General features: G+C 63.8%; 16 protein-coding genes. 4 read left to right on the top strand and 12 right to left on the bottom strand.

All coding sequences use genetic code 11. The annotated features are described in order from the left end of the window. Positions 1–315: 315 nt before the first annotated feature. Positions 316–1,908: an ABC transporter substrate-binding protein gene (locus AC1DYJ_RS00305; protein ID WP_477278948.1), complete on the top strand. Its 1,593-nt coding sequence runs from the start codon at positions 316–318 to the stop codon at positions 1,906–1,908. A gap of 6 nt (positions 1,909–1,914) precedes the next feature. Then, positions 1,915–2,775, top strand: coding sequence for a hypothetical protein (locus AC1DYJ_RS00300; RefSeq protein WP_477278946.1), 861 nt, complete (start codon positions 1,915–1,917; stop codon positions 2,773–2,775). A gap of 6 nt (positions 2,776–2,781) precedes the next feature. On the opposite strand, the gene AC1DYJ_RS00295 is transcribed toward AC1DYJ_RS00300, so the two are convergent. From AC1DYJ_RS00295 to bcoG, 7 genes are all read right to left on the bottom strand, one after another. Further along, positions 2,782–3,717: an alpha/beta hydrolase gene (locus tag AC1DYJ_RS00295; protein ID WP_477278944.1), complete on the bottom strand. Its 936-nt coding sequence runs from the start codon at positions 3,715–3,717 to the stop codon at positions 2,782–2,784. A gap of 213 nt (positions 3,718–3,930) precedes the next feature. Then, the gene (locus AC1DYJ_RS00290) at positions 3,931–4,713 is read right to left on the bottom strand and encodes a carnitinyl-CoA dehydratase (RefSeq protein ID WP_477278942.1); all 783 of its coding nucleotides are present in this window, start codon (positions 4,711–4,713) and stop codon (positions 3,931–3,933) included. Continuing rightward, complete coding sequence (locus AC1DYJ_RS00285) at positions 4,706–6,784, bottom strand: acetate--CoA ligase family protein (RefSeq protein ID WP_477278940.1); 2,079 nt, start codon at positions 6,782–6,784, stop codon at positions 4,706–4,708. The genes AC1DYJ_RS00290 and AC1DYJ_RS00285 overlap by 8 nt, the downstream gene beginning before the upstream one ends. Positions 6,785–6,851: 67 nt before the next feature. After that, positions 6,852–8,015, bottom strand: coding sequence for an acyl-CoA dehydrogenase family protein (locus tag AC1DYJ_RS00280; protein ID WP_477278938.1), 1,164 nt, complete (start codon positions 8,013–8,015; stop codon positions 6,852–6,854). Positions 8,016–8,019: 4 nt separating this feature from the next. Then, positions 8,020–9,123 carry a carnitine 3-dehydrogenase gene (locus tag AC1DYJ_RS00275; RefSeq protein WP_477278936.1) on the bottom strand — a complete coding sequence of 368 codons (1,104 nt, stop codon included), beginning with the start codon at positions 9,121–9,123 and terminating at the stop codon, positions 8,020–8,022. 2 nt (positions 9,124–9,125) lie between these two features. Next, positions 9,126–9,749, bottom strand: a complete 624-nt coding sequence (locus AC1DYJ_RS00270) for an HD domain-containing protein (protein WP_477278934.1) — start codon at positions 9,747–9,749, stop codon at positions 9,126–9,128. A gap of 15 nt (positions 9,750–9,764) precedes the next feature. Beyond that, complete coding sequence (bcoG, locus tag AC1DYJ_RS00265) at positions 9,765–10,682, bottom strand: 3-dehydrocarnitine:acetyl-CoA trimethylamine transferase BcoG (protein ID WP_477278932.1); 918 nt, start codon at positions 10,680–10,682, stop codon at positions 9,765–9,767. 78 nt (positions 10,683–10,760) lie between these two features. Between bcoG and AC1DYJ_RS00260 the strand changes: the two genes are divergently transcribed. Continuing rightward, positions 10,761–11,741, top strand: a complete 981-nt coding sequence (locus AC1DYJ_RS00260) for a GlxA family transcriptional regulator (RefSeq protein WP_477278930.1) — start codon at positions 10,761–10,763, stop codon at positions 11,739–11,741. A 93-nt stretch (positions 11,742–11,834) separates the two neighbouring features. On the opposite strand, the gene AC1DYJ_RS00255 is transcribed toward AC1DYJ_RS00260, so the two are convergent. From AC1DYJ_RS00255 to xylA, 3 genes are all read right to left on the bottom strand, one after another. Next, a complete protein-coding gene (locus AC1DYJ_RS00255) occupies positions 11,835–12,041 on the bottom strand; it encodes a hypothetical protein (RefSeq protein WP_477278928.1) in 207 nt (68 codons plus the stop codon). Positions 12,042–12,215: 174 nt separating this feature from the next. Continuing rightward, complete coding sequence (locus AC1DYJ_RS00250; protein WP_477278926.1) at positions 12,216–12,689, bottom strand: N-acetyltransferase family protein; 474 nt, start codon at positions 12,687–12,689, stop codon at positions 12,216–12,218. An 89-nt stretch (positions 12,690–12,778) separates the two neighbouring features. Next, positions 12,779–14,104 (bottom strand): xylose isomerase, encoded by a 1,326-nt coding sequence (gene xylA, locus AC1DYJ_RS00245; protein WP_477278924.1) that lies wholly within the window; start codon positions 14,102–14,104, stop codon positions 12,779–12,781. 113 nt (positions 14,105–14,217) lie between these two features. On the opposite strand from xylA, the gene AC1DYJ_RS00240 reads away from it, so the two are divergent. Further along, positions 14,218–14,580: a nuclear transport factor 2 family protein gene (locus tag AC1DYJ_RS00240; RefSeq protein ID WP_477278922.1), complete on the top strand. Its 363-nt coding sequence runs from the start codon at positions 14,218–14,220 to the stop codon at positions 14,578–14,580. A 197-nt stretch (positions 14,581–14,777) separates the two neighbouring features. Here AC1DYJ_RS00240 and xylB read toward each other — a convergent pair whose 3' ends face one another. Both xylB and AC1DYJ_RS00230 read right to left on the bottom strand, forming a co-directional pair. Continuing rightward, positions 14,778–16,232, bottom strand: a complete 1,455-nt coding sequence (xylB, locus tag AC1DYJ_RS00235) for a xylulokinase (protein ID WP_477278920.1) — start codon at positions 16,230–16,232, stop codon at positions 14,778–14,780. 82 nt (positions 16,233–16,314) lie between these two features. Further along, positions 16,315–17,637 carry a tetratricopeptide repeat protein gene (locus AC1DYJ_RS00230; protein WP_477278918.1) on the bottom strand — a complete coding sequence of 441 codons (1,323 nt, stop codon included), beginning with the start codon at positions 17,635–17,637 and terminating at the stop codon, positions 16,315–16,317. Positions 17,638–17,694 lie beyond the last annotated feature (57 nt).

Raw genomic sequence — 17,694 nt, 5'->3', positions numbered from 1 at the left:
CATCGACCCCATCCCGAAGGCGGTGGTCGCGCTGAGCTCCCGTTGTTCCCGGAGACCTTGGAGTCTCTGGGGTCCTGGTCATTGGGGGCATCCTTTCCGGCCCCGCACCATGCGGCGCCTGAGCGTCAGTCGCAGGCGGAAGCGGAAAGGTTCATCCAAAACGGCGGCCGAGACTGTTCGCCATTTCACATAAGCGGCGACTAATTCTTGTGTCAGGCTACTCAGGATGGAAACCCGCCTGGTGCGAAAGACCGGCCGGCTTACTTACTGTCAGTGCCGGGTTCTGCTAGCGTCATCCCAACCCTGGGGGGTATCATGACACGCAGGCACTTCGTTCTGTTGCTGGCGGCGTTTTTTTCATGTGCGTTGCCGGTCCATCAATCCCTGGCCAAGACCTTGGTCTACTGCACCGAGGTCAGTCCGGACACGTTCGATCCAGCGCTCGCCTCCGGCGCCCGCGACGCCTCGGCCACCGCTCTCTACAACCGCATCGTCGAGTTCGAGCCCGGCACCACCAAGGTGCGTCCCGGCCTTGCCGAACGCTGGGAGGTTTCCGATGACGGTCTCACCTACACATTCCACCTACGGCATGGGGTGAAATTTCACAGCATCGAGGGCTTTACGCCGAGCCGGGACTTCAACGCCGACGATGTGCTGTTCACCTTCGACCGGCAGGGCAATGCGCAGAACCCGTTCAACAACTATGCCAAACGCCAGTACATCTATTTCGACGGCATTGGCATGGCACGCCTCGTCGCCGGTTGGCGCAGGGTTGACGACTATACGGTGGTGCTGACGTTGAAGGCACCGCATTCGCCGATGCTTGCCGACCTGGCGTTGGATTTCGCTTCGGTCGTCTCGAAGGAGTATGCCGAGAAGCTCGTCGCCGAGAAGCGGCTGCTCGATCTGGCGCTGAAGCCGGTTGGGACGGGTCCGTTCCAGCTTGTCGACTATCAGCAGGATGCGGTCATCCGCTACAAGGCCAACCCGGACTACTGGCGCGGCCGACCGAAGATCGACGACCTCGTCTTCGCCATCACCACCGATGCCAGCACTCGCATGGAAAAGCTGCGTGCCGGCGAATGCGATCTCATGCCCTATCCAAATCCGGCCGACCTCGAGGCGATCAAGGCGACGCCCGGCATCAAGGTCATGCGGCAGGAAGGCCTCAACACCGGATACCTCGCCTTCAACACGCTGCAGAAGCCCTTCGACGATCCGCGGGTGAGAAAGGCGATCGCCATGGCCATCGACACCCAGGCACTGGTCGACGTCGTGTTCCGCGGCACCGGCGAAGTCGCACGCAATCCGCTGCCGCCAACCTCCTGGGCCTATGACAAGACAAGCCCCGGTCATGTCTTTGACCCGGCTGCCGCCAGGCAGGCGCTCGCCGATGCCGGCATCAAGGACCTGCATATGAAGATCTGGGCCATGCCGGTGCAGCGCCCGTACAACCCCAATGCGCAGCGCATGGCTGAAATGATCCAGTCCGACTTGGCAAAGATCGGCGTCAGCGTCGACATCGTCACCTATGAGTGGACGGAATATCTTGCCCGCTCAAAGGCACGCGACCGCGACGGCGCCATGCTGTTCGGCTTCACCGGCGACAATGGCGACCCCGACAATTTCCTGTCCGTGCCGCTCGGCTGTGCCGGCGTCGGCACCACCAATCGCGCCAACTGGTGTTTCCCGGCCTTCGACGACCTGCTCAAGCAGGCAGCCGGGATCGCCGACCCCGCTGCCCGCGCGAAACTTTATGCGCAGGCGCAGACGATCTTCAGGGAGCAGATGCCGTGGGTCGTCATCGCCCACTCCGTGGTCTCGGTGCCGATGCGCGATCGGGTGACCGGCTATGTCATGGACCCGTTTGATCACCATGATTTCTCGGGCGTCGATATCAAGGAATAGCGGCTCGTGGCGGCCGATCTCGATGTCTATGTGGAGAGCCTGCGCAATTTCCACCTGGTGCGGGGCTACAGCATTACGCAGCTGCTGCCCTACCTGGAACAGGCCGGGCTGAAGGTCCGCCTGCTGGACCGGCCGGCCCGCCAGGACAGGGCGCCCGCGGCCCTGCTGCATATCGACCTGACCGTGGTTCCGGCGCCCTACCGGGAGATCGGCCAACGTTACGAGCGCAGCATCAATGGCCGCGCGCTGTCCATCCACAGATACCTCTATTCGACGCTGAAACTGGAGGCCGGCGACAGCCACAAGGGGCCGGTCATTGTCAAAACCGTCCTCAACTCCAGGGGCCGGCCTGAGCAGCGCTGGTGGCAACACCGCAACGGCCTGACCCGGAGCGCGCATGCCATCCGCAAGCTCTTCGACCCCGGCTACAAGGAACGCCTGTGCCCGCCCTATCGTGTCTACCAGACGATCGGCGAGGTCCCGCAGGATGTATGGCGCAACGATCGGCTGATGGTCGAGAAATTCGCCTTCGAAACCCTCGATCTGCCGATCGTTAAGCATCGCTACATGTTCCTGCTCGGCGCCGAGATCAACATGCGGCAGGTCTATGACGACGTGCTGTGCGCCGGCTCAAAAATCCTGAGCAATGAGGTCGGCGGCGCCGTCCCGCCGGAGGTGCTGGCGGTGCGGCAGCGGCTCAACCTGGATTTCGGGGCCATCGACTATTTCATTGTCGACGGCAAAGGCGTTGTCGTCGATGCCAACAAGACCGTCGGCTCAAACCCGGAATGGCTGAAGAAGAACCGCTTTCGCCAGGAATTCAACGATCGCATGGCCGAGGCGCTGATCGCCTTCGTCCGTGGTTGAGCCGGATCACCAGACCCAGCCGCCTCTGCCTAGCACCGACACCGCCTCGACGATGCGGCTGAAGGAGGCGCGCGCGCGGCCGACCGTGTGCCTGGCCCGGAGATAGCCATGCACCAGCCCAGGCTCCTCGAACCAGGTGGCGTGGCCGCCTGCTGCAAGGACGCGGTCGCGGTAGGCCTCGCCATCGGACGACAGCGGATCGCACTCGGCGGTGATCAGCACAGTCGGTGGCAGGTAGGCGAAATCGGTGTCGGCGAGCGGCGACAACGTGATGTCACCGGTGCCGTCAGCGCCGCCGGTGCGGATGTGCTTGTAGAAGTCGAGATCGCGCATGGTCAGCATCGGCGCTTCCGCATGCGTCACGTAGGAGCCCCTCGAGCGGTCGCCGCCGAGGCCGGGATAGATCAGCACCTGGCCGATTGGCCGCTTTGCATGGCCACGCGTTGCGTGGGCGACGGCTGCGCAGAGATTGCCGCCGGCGCTGTCGCCGCAGAGCAGGACGGGACGGTCGTAGGTTTTGGCAGCCCATTCGAAGGCATGCAGCGCATCGTCGAAGGCGGCCGGGTGCAGATGCTCCGGCGCCAGCCGGTAGTCGACGGAGACCACCTCGAAGCCGGTGCGGGCGCACAGTTCGGCGCAGACATCGTCATGGCTGTCCAGCCCGCCGAGGATGAAACCGCCGCCATGAATGTAGAGCACCATCGCCGCCTTGTTCGGCGAGACGGAGCGATAGATGCGGATCGGAATGTCGTGCGCGGCAATGATGGTCGTTTCCACCGTCACGCCGTCGGGATAGCCGGCAAAGAATTCGCGGCACATCAGGTCATAAATCGCGCGCTGCTGGGCAATGGTGTAGTCGATTGTGTCGGGCGGATAGTAGGAATTGGTTCGCTCGATGAAGGCCCAGGTCTCGGCGTCGATGAGGGTTTTGTAGTCGGTCATGCTGGTCGCGCCGACTGTAAAGGCCGAGCCCAGGCACCCCCCTCTGGCCTGCCGGCCATCTCCCCCTCAAGGGGGGAGATTGGATTTCGCGAAGGCTTTCGCCAATCGCCAACGTTGGTAGATGAGCGCTGATATCCGAGCTGCCAATCTCCCCCCTTGAGGGGGAGATGCCCGGCAGGGCAGAGGGGGGTGCCTCGCGCCATCACCTGGAGATTACTTCCCCTTCCACACTGGCTCGCGCTTTTCCGCAAACGCGCGGAACCCTTCCATACCGTCCTCGGAGCCATAAAGCGCATCGACGGTCGCCAATTGCCGGCCCGTCACCTTGTTCATCGCTTCCTGGAAGGTCAGCGCCTCGGCCACCCGCGCCGTCTCCTTGATCGCGGCGAAGACCAGCGGCGGGCCGCTGGCCAGCAGCCTTGCGATCTCCCAGACGCGATCTTCGAGCTTGTCCTTGGGCAGCACCTCGTTGACCAGGCCCCAGCGATGCGCTTCCGCGACATCCATCCAGCGGCCGGTGAGCAGAAGATCCATGGCGACATGGTAGGGAATGCGCTTCGGCAGCTTGATCGTCGCTGCGTCGGCCAATGTGCCGGCGCGGATTTCGGGCAGTGCGAAGGAGGAATGGTCAGAGGCGTAGATGAGATCGCAGGACAGCGCCAGCTCGAAGCCGCCGCCCACCGCCATGCCGTTGACGCAGGCGATGACGGGCTTGTTGAGGTCGCGCAGCTCCTGCAGGCCGGCAAAGCCGCCGACGCCATAGTCACCGTCGACCGCGTCGCCGCCGGCAGCAGCCTTCAAATCCCAGCCGGCGCAGAAGAACTTGTCGCCGGCGGTCTTGACGATGGCGACGCGGAGCTCCGGATCGTCACGGAACGCCTTGAACGTTTCGCCCATCAATCGCGACGTCTTCAGGTCGATGGCATTGGCCTTCGGCCGGTCGAGTGTGACCTCGAGGATGGTGCCCTCGCGGCGGGTCGAAATGACGTCAGACATTCTTCTTGTTTCCCAGCACCAGCAGCGCGTCGGCGATCCAGGCGCCCTTGCCTTCGGCGCAAACGATCAGCGGGTTGATGTCGAGTTCCTCGATCTCGCCGGCGTTCTTCTGCACGAAGTCGGCAATGCCCGCGATGGCCTCGATGGCAGCCGCGACATCGGACTTGGGCCGGCCGCGATAGCCCTCGAGCAGCGGGAACAGCTTCAGGCGGCGCAACGCCGCCTCGATATCGTCGCGCGTCGCCGGCAGCATCAGGGTGACGCTGTCGCGCAACAGTTCGACCAGCACGCCACCGGTGCCCAGCGTCATCACAGCGCCGAACATCGGGTCGCGGGTGAAGCCGACGATCAGTTCGGCGACGCCGTCGCGCACCATGCGCTCGACATAGAGCCCGGTGCCGAGCGGCAGCAGATCGTGCGCCGCCGTGCTGACGGATTCGGCGTCCCTCAGGTTCAGCCTGACTGCGCCGACTTCCGACTTGTGGGTGACGCCGAGCGCCTTCAGCGCCACCGGGAAGCCGAGCGCCATCGACGAAATCACGGCATCGACCGCATTGGCGGCGCGTTCGCCCTTCGGCACCGGCAAGCCGGCCTTGATCAGCCGCTCCTTGGCTTCGGCCTCGTCAGGCGTCACATGGCCGCCTTCGGAAGCGCCGGCAGCCGATGTATCGATCGACTGCGCCTGCGGTTCGGCCCAGGCCCAGCCGATGAAGGCTGCCGCACCTGCGGCATCCATGGCTTCGGAAATGCCGAACAACGGCACCATGCCGCGCGCCATCAGCTCGGCGGTGTACTCCTCCGGCAGGTTCTCCGGCAGCGAGGAAACGATGGCGCCATGCGCCTTGTTGGTCTTCAGCGCCGATTCGAAGGCGCGCAGCGTTGCCCACCAGTCGGTGACCGAGCAGCGGTCGGGACGCGGAAAATCGAGCACCAGCATGTTGAGGTCGAAGCCTCCCGACACCATGGCGGTGAAGGTGGCGGTCATCGCCGGCTCGTTGTTCCAGATGAAGGTGTGGTAGTCCAACGGATTGGCGACAGCCACCAGCGGCCCGAGCGTCGATTTGACATGGGCGCGGTGCTTGCTGGTGAGCTCCGGGAAATTGACCCAGCGCCCTTCGGCGCTGTCGGCCATCACCGAGGCTTCGCCGCCGGAGCAGCTCATCGACGACAGACGATAGCCGGGCAGCGGACCGGTGACGTGCAGCAGCTTCAGCGCCTCGATGAAGGCGGGTATGGAATCGACACGCGCAATGCCAAGCCGCCGCAGGAAAGCGCCCGAAGCGGCATCCGAGCCGGCAAGCGATGCGGTGTGCGAGACGGTCGCCTGCCTTGCCTGTTCGGAGCGCCCAACCTTCATGGCGATGATCGGCTTTTTCAGTTCGCGCGCCCGTGCCGCCAGCTTCTCGAAGCCGGCTACCGAATCGAAGGCCTCGATGTGCAGACCGAGCGAGGTAACGCGGTCATCCTCGATCAGGCCGAGCGCCATTTCGGACAGGCCGGTCTGCGCCTGGTTGCCCGCCGTCATCAGGAAAGCGATCGGCAGGCCGCGCTTCTGCATCGTCATGTTGATGGCGATGTTGGAGGACTGGGTGATGATGGCGACGCCCTTGGCGCCTTCGGGCAGCCTGATGCCGCCATGCTGGTCGGGCCACAGCAACGCGCCATCGGCATAGTTGATCAGGCCATAGCAATTCGGGCCGATGATCGGCATCTGGCCGGCAGCCGCCACCAGTTCGGCCTGCAGCCGCTCACCGTCGTCGTCATAGGCCTCGGTCTCGAGAAAACCCGCGGCAAAGCAGACGGCGCCGCCGGCGCCACGCTCAGCCAGCGCCTTGACCACCTCGATGGTCAAATGGCGGTTGACGCCGACAAAGGCAGCGTCGGGCGCAGCGGGAAGGTCTGCAACGGAGCGATAGGCCTTGCGGCCAGCGACCTCGTCCTTGGTTGGATGCACCGGCCAGATTTCGCCGGCAAAGCCCATCTTGATCGATTGGGCAACGACGGCAGCGGCCTGCGCCCCGCCGAACACAGCTATCGACTTCGGGCGCAGGAGACGTTCGAGTTTATGCATGGCCATCTTTTCGTTTGAGCATGATCTTCTCCCCAAAACCGGGGCCCGGTTTGGGGGCCATCATGCTCTATGCTCCGAACGGACGCAGCAGCGCCCGCGAAATAATATGTCGCTGAATCTCCGAAGTGCCTTCCCAGATGCGCTCGACGCGGGCGTCGCGCCAGATGCGCTCCAGCGGCAGGTCGTCCATCAGCCCCATGCCGCCATGGATCTGGATGGCCTCGTCGGCAACGTAAGCCAGCATTTCGGTAGCCTTCAGCTTGGCCATCGCCATGTCCTGATCGGTGACGGTGCCCTGATCGTACTTCCAGCCGGCTTCGAACACCATCAGGTCGGCGGCCTTCAATTCGGTCGCCATGTCGGCGAGCTTGAATGACACGCCCTGGAACTTGCCGATCTGCTGGCCGAACTGCTGGCGCTGCGCGGAATATTCGATGGCATGGCCAAGCGCCCGCTCGGCACGGCCGAGGCAAGTGGCGCCGACCTGCAGGCGGGTGGCGCCAAGCCAGGAATTGGCAACCTCGAAGCCCTTGTGCACTTCGCCCAACACCTGGCTCGCCGGCAGCCGGCAATCGTCGAATTCGAGGATGGCGTTGGTGTAGCCGCGATGCGAGACGTTGCGGTAGCCATCGCGCACCGTGAAACCCTTGGTGCCCTTGTCGACGAAGAAGGCGGTGATCTTCTTGCGTTTTCCGCGCGGCGTTTCTTCTTCGCCCGAAGCCATGAAACAGATCGCGAAATCGGCGAGATCGGCGTGGCTGATAAAATGCTTGGTGCCGTTGAGCACCCAGTCATCGCCGTCCTGCACGGCCGTTGCCTTCATGCCACGCAGGTCGGAGCCGGCGCCGGGCTCGGTCATCGCCAGGCAGTCCCACTTCTCGCCGCGGATGCAAGGAAACAGGTATTTTTCGCGTTGCTCCGGGGTGCCGGCCAGAAGGATGTTGGAGGGGCGCGCCACGCAGGTCCAGTGCAGCGCATAGTTGGCGCGGCCGAGCTCCTTTTCGTAGAGCAGCCAGGTCACCGTATCGAGGCCGGCGCCGCCGACGTCAGTCGGCATGTTGGCGGCATAGAGCCCGGCTTCGATCGCCTTGACCTTGATCTCCTCGATCAGTTCACGGCGCAGCACGCCGGTGCGCTCGACCTCACGTTCATGCGGGTAAAGCTCGTTCTCGACGAAGGCGCGCGTCGTCTCGACGATGAGTTTTTGCTCTTCCGAAAGACCGAAATCCATCGTCTCAGCCCTTCTTCTTGCCGGTCTTTTTCTTCGGCTTTTCCGCCTTCTTTACCGGCTTGGAAGCCTTGGCCTTCTCGGCTGCCTTGGAGGCCACCGGCTTCTTCGCCGCCAGCTTGGCCAACTGCCTGGTATAGTCCTTGTGCAAGGCGCCGGCGCCCCAGCCCTTGCCTTTGTTCTGCTTCGACAGCGCGTCCATAATGGCGACCAGATTGTCGTCGCGGATCTTTTCCAGTTCACGGATCGACAGGCCATGCGCCTGGTCGTCCGACTGGGTGGCGATCAGGTCGACCAGCTCATCGTTAAACTCCGGCACATCCATCAGCTTGGTCCACGGCCATTTCAGGCACGGCCCGAACTGCGCCATGAAGTGGCGCATGCCGGCCTCGCCGCCGGCGACGCGATAAACCTGGAACATGCCCATCTGCGCCCAGCGCAGGCCAAAGCCGTAGCGCATGATGTCGTCGAGTTCCTCGACCGTGCAGATGCCGTCCTTGATCAGCCAAAGCGCCTCGCGCCAGGCCGCTTCCAGCAGGCGGTCGCCGACAAAGGCCTCGATCTCCTTGCGGATGACGACAGGCTTCATGCCGATCGATGCATAGATTTCCTTGGCTACCTCGATTGCCTCGGGGAACGTCTGCTCGCCGCCGACGATCTCGACCAGCGGCAGGAGGTAGACCGGGTTGAAGGGATGTCCGACAACCAGCCGCTCCGGATGCTTCTTCATCGCCACCTGCATGTCGGTCGGCTTGATGCCGGAGGTCGACGAGCCGACAATGGCGTTGGCCGGCGCATAAAGGTCGATCTCGGCCAGCACACGGTGTTTGAGGTCGAGCCGCTCCGGCACGCTCTCCTGGATGAAGTCGGCGTCGGCCACCGCTTCGGCGATGGTCTTGGCGAAGGTCAGCTTGCCCTCCTTGGGCAGGCCGCCGGGAACCATCTGCTTGTAGGCGCGGCGCGCGCCCTTCATCACTTCAGAGACCTTGCGCGACGCTTCCGGGTCCGGATCGAAGATCGACACGTCGATGCCATTGAGCAGCAGCCGCGCCACCCAGCCGGCGCCGATGACACCGCCGCCGATAGCGGCCGCCTTGTTGATGATGCTCATGGTCAGGCTCCGGTTCTTGTCTTGGCTGTTTGAGGGTCGATGAGAGGCACGCGCTCGCCGGCGCGGATCACGGAGGCGTCGTAGGCCTTGCGGGCGAAGACTTCGAGCACGAAGGGGCGGAAGAACTCGATCGGCAGCGTGTCATAGTCCGGGTCGAAGCTCGACTGGTCCCAGCGTTCGCAAAACTGGTCGCAATCGTCGAAATAGGCATGGCCGGCGAAGCGGTCGCGGGCGTGACGGTTACCGCCGAGATGGTGGGCATAATAGAGGCGCTGGAAGTCTCCGTGCTTTTCCACCACCCAGGTGCATTGCTCGCGCACGAAAGGCTTCAGGATCGAGGCGGCGTATTCGTCGTGGTTGTAGGGCGCGTAGATGTCGCCGATGTCGTGCAGCAATGCGCAGGCGATCCAGTCGGTGTCGGCGCCGTCGCGCCACGCCCGCGTCGCCGCCTGCAGCGAATGGCCGAGCCTTGTGATCTTGTAGCCGGATAGGCCCTCGTCGAGCTGGACCAGCGCATCGAGCAGACGCTCGCCGGTCCTGGCCGCATAGTCGATCTCATGCGCGGTCAGGAACTCGTAGTCGTCCCGGTCGCCATCCTTCATCGCGGTGAATTTGACGGTTGCCATGCCGACCTCCCCCAATTACGCGGCGATCGGCGCCCGCTTGGTCAGGTTCAGCTTCTTGCGCACTTCCTCCGGGCCCAAAATCCTGGCGCCGAGATTGGTGACGATGCTGGCGGCGCGTTCGACCAGCTGCGCGTTGGTCGCCAGCACGCCCTTGTCGAGCCACAGATTGTCTTCCAACCCGACGCGGACATTGCCGCCGGCGAGTACGGCTGCGGCGGCATAGGCCATCTGGTTGCGGCCAATGGCGAAGGCCGACCAGTTCCAGGTCGACGGCACATTGTTGACCATCGCCATGAAGGTGTTGAGGTCATCCGGCGCACCCCACGGCACGCCCATGCAGAGCTGCACCAGTGCGTCGGCGTTGAGCACCTTCTCCTCGACCAGCTGCTTGGCGAACCAGAGATGGCCGGTGTCGAAGGCCTCGATCTCCGGCTTGACGCCGAGCGCCGTCATCATGCCGCCCATGGCGCGCAGCATGCCGGGCGTGTTGGTCATGACATAGTCGGCCTCGGCGAAGTTCATGGTGCCGCAATCCAGCGTGCAGATCTCCGGCAAGCACTGGCGCACATGTTCCATGCGGTTGGTGGCGCCGCCCATATCGGTGCCTTTTTCATTGAGCGGCAGCGGCGCCTCCGGCGAACCGAACACCATGTCGCCGCCCATCCCCGCCGTGAGGTTCAGGATCATGTCGACATTGGCGTCGCGGATGCGTTCCGTCACTTCGCGGTAGAGATGGACATCGCGGCGCGGCTTGCCGGTCTCGGGGTCGCGGACATGGCAGTGGACGATGGCAGCACCCGCCTTGGCCGCGTCGATCGCCGAATCGGCGATCTGCTTGGGCGAGCGCGGCACATGCGGCGAACGGTCCTGCGTGCCGCCAGAGCCGGTGACGGCACAGGTAATGAAGACCTCACGGTTCATCGCGAGCGGCATGGCAATTTCCTCCCAGTCAAGACAGACCACAACATTGCGCTACTTGCGGGAAACTGTTTTGCGATTTACGAAGCTTCCATGATCAAAAGCGAAAAACCGACCATCTTTCGCTCGGAACGCTCGCCGCTCAAGGTGACGCTGCTGGTGTTTTCCGGCTCGTCCATCATGTGCGTGGCCTCGGCCGTCGACCCTTTGCGCGCCGCCAACCGCATCTCCGGCGAGACGCTGTTCGATTTCAAACTGGTCTCGGTCACCGGCGAGGCACCGGTCACCACATGCGGCCTGCCGGTGGCGGTCAGCGGCCGCTTCGATGCGGCCGAATCAACCGATGTCCTTGTCGTCGTCGCCGGCTTCGGCACCCAGAATTACGCGACATCGGCTTTGCTTTCGGGCTTGCGCCGCGCGGCCCGGGCCGCCCGCGCCTGTGGTGGCGTCGAGGCCGGCACCTGGCTGGTGGCGCGCGCCGGCCTGCTCGAAGGCCGCAGCGCCACCACCCATTGGGAAGACATGGAGGATTTTTCCTCGGCTTTCCCGGGCGTCGATGTCCGCCCGGACCGCTATGTCATCGACGGACCGGTCTTCACCTCCGGCGGGGCGTCGCCGACCTTCGACCTGATGCTGCATCTGATCCGCACCCGCCTCGGCATGGCTGTCGCGCTCGATGTCGCCAGCGTTTTCATCTATGATCAGGCGCGCGCCGCGACCGACGCGCAGCCGCTGGTTTCGCTCGGCCGGCTCGACGGCTACGACCCGCGTCTGGCGCAGGCAATCAGGCTGATGGAATCGCATGTCGACCAGCCGCTGACCATCGATGCGGTAGCGAAACGCGCCGGGGTGACGGCACGGACATTGGAAAGCATTTTCCGCAAGTCGATCGGCGAGACGCCGGGCGCCTATTATCTCAGGCTGCGGCTGGGTGCGGCGCGGCGGCTGGTGGTCGATACAAGGATCGCCATGGCGGATATTGCCGGGCGGACGGGGTTCTCGTCCGCCGCGGCATTTTCCAGAGCGTTTTCAAGAGCGTTTGGCGAAGCCCCAGTCAGGCTTCGTCGAGGATAGATTTTTGTATTGTCGCAATTCCCAAGGGAAAGCGCTCCGCGCTTTTCCCGGGAAAACCGCGTCACACTTTTCCTGGAATTGCTCCAGAGGGGATTACGCGGCGTTCTGTCGGTCGCTGCCGGCGTCCATCTGCGAGCGCATCTGCCTCGCCAGCCGGACTTCGAAACGGCTGCTGACAGCACGATCCCATTCGTTCTTCACGTTGTCGGTCGGCCGCGGCAGAGCCATCAGCCGGTCGATGATCGATCCGGTCTCGCCGGATGAGAGTAGGGCGTCGATTTCGCGTTCGTGTTGCATCATCGGTTCGCCTCCTTCCTTTTCACCCGCCACAACGGACCTCTTATACGAGATACGTGACGGCAGTTTGAAGGCAAGAGCGAGGTCATTGAGGGGCGGCCAAGGGCAAACCTTGTCGTCGCCAGCGCCCTTTGGCGCAAAGCTGTGCTCTACAGCAAATTCCGAATCGGCAGAGGATCAGTCCAGCCGTTTCTCGAACAGCACGGTGGTGAAGCCGCTGTCCCACTCATCGTCGGGATAGCGGTCCTTTTCGACATAGCCGACCGCCTTGTAGACGTTTTGGGCGCGTTCGTTGAACGTGTCGGTCTCGAGCCGCACCTGTTGAAAGCCGGCGGCGCGGATCGCCTGCTCGGCATGCGACAGCAGCTTGCCGCCGACGCCCTGGCCCTGATGGCCTCCCCTGACATGCACGGCTTCGATGAAGTCGCCGCGCCAGTGGATCATCCCGGCAATCCGGCCATCGATTTCAGCCACGGTGAACTCCGGCCAGCTCTCCTCGACATAGCGCCCGCCAATATCGGTCTCGACATAGCGCTGCGCCGACGCCTTGCTGACATGCGGCAGCCAGGTGCCTTCAAAGGTTTCCTGCAGCACCTGTTTCAGGGCCGGGACATCGCCTGTCCGTGCCTTGCGTACCGTAATGTCAGCCACTGTCGTCTCCGCTCGCTCACGAACGGCTGACTAGCAGAGGCGGGCCGCGGCGGCTTTCAGCCACGCGCGGCTTATGTCGGTTCCACGTCTCAGACGTAGCGGTTGACGATGTTTTCCAGCAGTTCCTGGCGGCCGGAGCGCGGCTGCGGCTCGATCTTCTTCTTGACCACGCGCTCGGCGATGTCTTCCAGCGAGCGCTTGCCCGAGAGCATCGCCTTGGCCTCGGCGGAGTTCCAGCCGGCATAGCGTTCGGCAAGCGGGCCTGACAGCGCCTTGTCCTCGACCATCTTCGCCGCAGCCTTGAGACCGCGCGCACAAGAATCCATACCACCGATGTGGCCGATCAGCAGATCCTGCGGATCGAGCGACTGGCGGCGCAGCTTGGCGTCGAAATTGGTGCCGCCGGTCTTGAATCCGCCGGCCTGCAGGACCTGATAATAGGCCAGCGCCATTTCCGGCACATTGTTGGGGAATTGATCGGTGTCCCAGCCCGACTGGTAGTCGTTGCGGTTCATGTCGATGGAGCCGAAGACGCCGAGCGCATTGGCCAACGCCAGCTCATGCTCGAAGGAATGGCCGGCCAGGATAGCGTGGCCCTGCTCGATGTTGAGTTTGACTTCCTTCTCGAGGCCGAAGCGTTTCAGGAAGCCATAGACCGTGGCGACGTCGTAGTCATACTGGTGCTTGGTCGGCTCCTGCGGCTTCGGCTCGATCAGGATCGTGCCCTTGAAACCGATCTTGTGCTTGTAGTCGACGACCAGGCTGAGGAAGCGTCCGGCCTGCTCCTGCTCGCGGGCAAGGTCGGTGTTGAGCAGCGTCTCATAGCCTTCGCGGCCGCCCCACAGCACGTAGTTCTCGCCCTTCAGCCGCTTGGTGACGTCGATGCAGCTTTTCACCGTCGCCGCCGCATAGGCAAAGACATCGGGATCGGGATTGGTGGCGGCGCCCGACATGAACCGACGGTTGGAGAACAGGTTTGCCGTGCCCCAGAGCAGCTTGACGCCGGTCTTTTTCATCTTGCCCGCGAAATAGTCGGCGATCTCGTCGAGACGGGCAGCGCTTTCGGAGAAATCCTTGCCTTCCGGGCGCACATCGGCGTCGTGGAAGCAGAAATAGGGCGCGCCAAGCAGCGAGAACATCTCGAAGGCGACGTCGGCTTTCAGCTTCGCCAGTTCCATCGTGTCGATTCCACCCGCCTTGGGGAACCAGGGACGGTCGAAGGTCTGGCCGCCGAAGGGATCGCCGCCCGGCCAGGCGAAGGAATGCCAGTAGGCGACGGCGAAGCGCAGATGGTCTTCCAGCCGCTTGCCGGCGACGACCTCATCCGGGTTGTAGAAGCGGTAGGCCAGCGGATTGGTCGAATCCGGTCCTTCATACTTGATCGCTTTGATATCGCCGAAAAATCCGCTGCTCATGATGTCTGTCCTCTCTCGAATAGTTCGCCCTGATTACCTCAGGCGTAATTGGTTTCGCTCTCGCTCGGGGTGAAAAGGGTCGTGTCAAAGCCACTCAACGAAGGAGACAGACCATGACCGACCTCAGCAAAATCGCCGAAGGCTACATCACCGCCTGGAACGAAGCCGATGCGGGTCGCCGCGCCGAACTGCTCAAGGCAACCTTCACCGAAGACGTCAGCTACCGCGATCCGCTGATGCAGGGCGACGGCCATGCGGGTGTCGCCGCCCTGATCGACGGTGTGCAACAGCGCTTTGCCGGCTTCCGATTCTCGCTGAAGGGTCAGCCGGACGGATTTGGCGACGCAATCCGCTTCTCGTGGAATCTCGGACCGGAGGGTGTTCCGTCGGTTATCGAAGGCACCGATATCGGCGTTATCGAGAATGGGCGGCTGAAGAGCGTCACCGGGTTTCTGGACAAGGTGCCGGCGCAGTGATGCTAACTGGTTAGGGGTGGTGCGAGGCACCCCCCTCTGGCCTGCCGGCCATCTCCCCCTCAAGGGGGGAGATTGGCTGTCGCGTTGGCCTTCGCCAACTGCCAACGTGGAAAGACATGAGGCATCGCCAAGCCTGCTGATCTCCCCCCTTGAGGGGGAGATGCCCGGCAGGGCAGAGGGGGGTGCCTCGCGCTTACTCACGCGGTCACAGCCTTGATCGCCGGATACAGCGCCCGGTAGCGCTGATAGGCATCCGTATAGGCGCCAGCGAGCGAACCATCCGGCTCCACCGTCGCATCCGTCCGCGGCGCGGTGCACACCGCCAGTGGATCCGCCCCCGTGGCCGCAATCAGCCCGAGCCTTGCCGCACCAAACGCAGCGCCGAAATCGCCATCGGCGGGAATATCCACCGGCACCTGCAGCGCGGTCGCAATCGCCTTCAGCCAGTAGCGCGAGCGCGAGCCGCCGCCGATCGCGGTCACCCGCGTCAGCGTCGTGCCCGCCGTCTTCAAGGCTTCGAGACTGTCACGGAAGGCAAAGGCGACGCCTTCGAGCACGGCCTGCGTCAGCACCGCACGGCTCGATTCATGCGCCAGCCCGGTGAAGGAGCCGCGAATGGCGGAATCATTGTGCGGCGTGCGCTCGCCCGAGAGATAGGGCAGGAACGACACGCCGCTCGGCGCCTTCAGCGTGTCGCCAAGTTCGGCAGTCAGTTCGCCGGCCTTCTTGCCCGATATTTCCGACAGCCAGTTCAACGAATCCGTTGCCGACAAAATGACGCCCATCTGGTGCCAGGTGTTGGGCAGAGCGTGGCAGAAGGTGTGGACCGCACTGGCCGGGTTGGGCAGGTAGGACGCGTTGGCGGCAAACAGCACGCCGGACGTGCCGAGCGACACAAAAGCGTGGCCGGCGCCGACCGTGCCCATGCCGCAGGCCGAAGCCGCATTATCGCCGGCGCCGCCGGCTACCGGGATGCCTGCCTGGACGCCCCATTTCGAGGCGAGCTCGGCGCGCAAGGCGCCGGCCTTCTCCGTGCCCTCGACCAGCGACGGCATCTGCGTCTCGTCGAGCGATGTCGCTGCGAGCAGTTCGGAAGACCAGCGTCTCTTGCCGACATCGAGCCATGAGGTGCCGGCCGAGTCGGACATTTCGGAGATATGCTCGCCGGTCAGCCAGAACCGCAGATAGTCCTTGGGCAGCAGCACCTTCGCCACCTTGGCGAAGACAGCCGGCTCGTTGTTCTTCACCCAGGCGAGTTTTGGCGCTGTGAAGCCGGGGAAAACGATGTTGCCGGTCAGTTTGCGAAAGCGCGGATCGGCATCGAGCGCAGCCGCCTCGGCATGGCTGCGCGTATCGTTCCACAATATGCAAGGGCGCAGCACCTGGTCGCCGGCGTCGAGCAAGGTGGCGCCATGCATGTGGCCGGAGAGGCCGATGCCTTTGACCGCGGCGAGCTCTTTCGGATGCGCTGATTTCAGCTCGGCAATGGCGGTCTCGCAGGCGCGGACCCAGTCGGCTGGGTTTTGCTCGGACCAGCCGGGGTGCGGCCGCGAGACGTCAAGCGAAGCATGACCGGAGCCGATGACGGTTTGCCCGGCATCGATCAACAGCGCCTTGACGCCCGACGTGCCTAGATCGAGGCCGAGATACATGCATTCCTCCCATTGCCATTAATTTTTTCGGGTCTCGAAAAAATCTGGCTTGGCCAGTTTTTAAAACAAGATCAGCTGCGGGTCAATTCTCTGACAAATTGGCGGCGCGCCGCGAAAACAGCGCCGACAGCGGACTGTCCGGCCGGGCCAGCTGGCGCTCTGCCGTCAGGGCGCGTGCAAGCGCTGTGTCGCCCGCCCGCAGCGCCGCCTCGATCAGCGTCAGGTCGATCACGTCGCGCTGCGCATGGCTGCCGCCGAAGCGATGAGCAATCGACCGTATCGGCCGGATCAGGCGCACCGCCTCGGTGTAGTTGCCGTCGCCAAAGGCCTTGATCGCGAGCGTCAACGGATGGCCGACATCCCTGGTGAAGGCAGCGTTGTCGTCGCTGCCGCGCATCGCCTCGCGCTGTGCCTCGAGCAAGGTCTTGGCTGGCGCTTCGAGCCCGGCGCCGACGAAGGCCATCATGGCATGGGCGTCGTTGAAGGCGTAATTGCCGGCACCGATCTTGGGCCAGTTGGCGGCGAGCGCTACCCAGCGGTCGCCGACGTCGACGCCACCGAGAAGAAGCCGCCACAGGATCGCCGAGGCATCGACCATGTTGAGCGCCATCGTCGACGGCGTGCCGTAGATCGGCCCGTCATATAGGGCCAACACCTCTTCGGCCTCGCCGAGATCGTAGTGGAAGAGCGCCAAATGCCACCAATTGTGCACCTGCAGGAAGCTGTCCCTTGTCCACGCCTCGGGATTGGTCCGCATCCAGGCAATGCCGTCCTTTTGCCGGCTTTGCATTTCCATGACATGGGCGACTGCGTGCTGCGCCCAGCCGTCGCGCGGCTCGATGTCGACGGCCTGCCGGCCCAGTCTCTCGGCGCGCGCATAATCACCCATTTCCTCCAGCCCGAAGGCCTGCATGCCGAGAATGGCATGGTAGCCGGGCATGCCGCTTTGCCATGACGGCAGCGCGCGGCCGATACGGTCGCGCAGCATGCGGGCGTTGCCAGTGAAGAAATCGACCTGATGCCCGGTCTGCAGCGCCACCGCGTCCAGCGGGAAGTCGATGGCGATATCTTCGAGCAAGCGCGAGGCCTCGTGCCAGCGGCCGGCGGCGAGATGGCCAAGGGCCGCGACATGCGCCTGCTCGCGCGCGGTCGCCGCAAGCGGCAGCGCCGTTTCGTGGCATGCCTTGGCCACCGCCGTTGCCTCGCGCTCGGTGGCGAGGCCGAACAGATAGCCCTTGAACACATGCGCCATGACGAAGCCGGGGTCGGTCGCAATGGCGCGATCGATGGAAGCGACGGGGTCGCCGATGAAGCATTGCAATTCGCGGACGGCCTGGCTGTAAGGCGTGAAGCCGGTCTCTGTCGCGCCCGATAAGGTCAGGCCGAATGCATCCCTGACTGCCATACCCGGCCCTCCGGTGATCATAAAGTTCCGCTGTGCGCCGATCCTAGAGCATTGGCG

It is taken from the genome of Mesorhizobium sp. P2_B11 (assembly GCF_056404855.1).
Note: the sequence above shows the minus strand (reverse complement) of the source record. Positions and strands in the feature narration are given on the sequence as shown.

Excerpts from the sequence above, each read along its gene's own strand:
- AC1DYJ_RS00260 (WP_477278930.1), top strand. The coding sequence starts at position 10,761 with ATGATCAAAAGCGAAAAACCGACCATCTTTCGCTCGGAACGCTCGCCG.
- xylB (WP_477278920.1), bottom strand. The coding sequence starts at position 16,232 with ATGTATCTCGGCCTCGATCTAGGCACGTCGGGCGTCAAGGCGCTGTTG.
- AC1DYJ_RS00255 (WP_477278928.1), bottom strand. The coding sequence starts at position 12,041 with ATGATGCAACACGAACGCGAAATCGACGCCCTACTCTCATCCGGCGAG.
- AC1DYJ_RS00285 (WP_477278940.1), bottom strand. The coding sequence starts at position 6,784 with ATGCATAAACTCGAACGTCTCCTGCGCCCGAAGTCGATAGCTGTGTTC.
- AC1DYJ_RS00305 (WP_477278948.1), top strand. The coding sequence starts at position 316 with ATGACACGCAGGCACTTCGTTCTGTTGCTGGCGGCGTTTTTTTCATGT.
- AC1DYJ_RS00295 (WP_477278944.1), bottom strand. The coding sequence starts at position 3,717 with ATGACCGACTACAAAACCCTCATCGACGCCGAGACCTGGGCCTTCATC.
- AC1DYJ_RS00275 (WP_477278936.1), bottom strand. The coding sequence starts at position 9,123 with ATGAGCATCATCAACAAGGCGGCCGCTATCGGCGGCGGTGTCATCGGC.
- AC1DYJ_RS00290 (WP_477278942.1), bottom strand. The coding sequence starts at position 4,713 with ATGTCTGACGTCATTTCGACCCGCCGCGAGGGCACCATCCTCGAGGTC.
- AC1DYJ_RS00240 (WP_477278922.1), top strand. The coding sequence starts at position 14,218 with ATGACCGACCTCAGCAAAATCGCCGAAGGCTACATCACCGCCTGGAAC.
- bcoG (WP_477278932.1), bottom strand. The coding sequence starts at position 10,682 with ATGCCGCTCGCGATGAACCGTGAGGTCTTCATTACCTGTGCCGTCACC.
- AC1DYJ_RS00230 (WP_477278918.1), bottom strand. The coding sequence starts at position 17,637 with ATGGCAGTCAGGGATGCATTCGGCCTGACCTTATCGGGCGCGACAGAG.
- xylA (WP_477278924.1), bottom strand. The coding sequence starts at position 14,104 with ATGAGCAGCGGATTTTTCGGCGATATCAAAGCGATCAAGTATGAAGGA.
- AC1DYJ_RS00270 (WP_477278934.1), bottom strand. The coding sequence starts at position 9,749 with ATGGCAACCGTCAAATTCACCGCGATGAAGGATGGCGACCGGGACGAC.
- AC1DYJ_RS00280 (WP_477278938.1), bottom strand. The coding sequence starts at position 8,015 with ATGGATTTCGGTCTTTCGGAAGAGCAAAAACTCATCGTCGAGACGACG.